Origin of the sequence: Thiolapillus sp. (genome assembly GCF_048562965.1) — a bacterium.
GTDB lineage: Bacteria > Pseudomonadota > Gammaproteobacteria > Chromatiales > Chromatiaceae > Thiolapillus > Thiolapillus brandeum_A.
In genome coordinates this window covers 1-938 of record NZ_JBHNMF010001059.1, presented here as the reverse complement: position 1 = coordinate 938, position 938 = coordinate 1, and the positions used below count along the sequence as shown (strand labels likewise).

Sequence of the window (938 nt, the reverse complement as noted above, 5' to 3'; positions counted from 1 at the left end):
GAAGGAGCGGCGGGCAGGTATACCAAACTGTATCGGGATGAGCATCCCGCCGAGCGAACGAGAGCTGATGAAGTATTCTCTGCTGATTTTATACGTGCCTTTCAGGTTGAGTTTGGTTTAACTCCAGATGAGGCAGTCGATGGCTTAGCGGAGCTCATGGATTTAGCGGTCGAGTTTCAAAACGTAGTTGTGGAGACGACGCTCGGCGATCTAAAAACGAGATTGAGTAAGACTCGAGGGCTGTCATCCGAGGCCTGCGAAGCATTCATACGGACTTTCGGTATCTTTCATCGCCCTGCCTGGGATAAGCCGCCGCCAGGCTTCAGGATGAAAGATATCATTCCCTGGCGGTTTCGGCGCAGACTTTCTTCGACAGCGAAGCCTATTCTTTTATTCGGTGAACATGATGATGACAAGGTATTCTTCGGAGCTGGCGCACTTAGGCTAGGATTCGGTTACTTACTGGAAAGATCAGAAAGAGGGCATCTGCCACAGGAGTTTTTCATATCCGCTGAAATGAAACAGTACATAGGGGCAGTAAACAGCGAGAGGGGGCTTGAATTTGCCCGCACAGTTGCTGACCAACTACGCCAGATCGGGTGGGAGGTGCGCAATGAAGTCCAGATGACTGAATTGGGTGCTCCTGCCGAACTCGGTGACGTCGATGTGTTGGCATGGAAACCTACTGGAGAAATTCAGATTATCGAATGTAAGCGCTTGCAGCTGGCCCGTACTGTTGCTGAGGTCGCTGAAATCTGCCGCCGTTTCCGAGGTGAAGCGAAGGATGAGTTGGATAAACATATCCAAAGGATTAACTGGATAAAAGGCAGTCCCTTGGGTCTCCAACGTGTTGTTGGATATTCGCCAGATCCGGATCGTATCGATGACAGGCTTGTAACAAATACGCACGTGCCGATGATGTACCTGTCATCGTTGCC

The 938-nt window shown here is 50.5% G+C and carries 1 protein-coding gene; it reads left to right on the top strand.

Annotation, left to right across the window (positions count from 1 at the left end; translation table 11 throughout):
• A partial coding sequence (locus tag ACOCD2_RS22255) for a hypothetical protein (protein ID WP_419626136.1) occupies window positions 1-938 on the top strand: 938 nt, incomplete at both ends.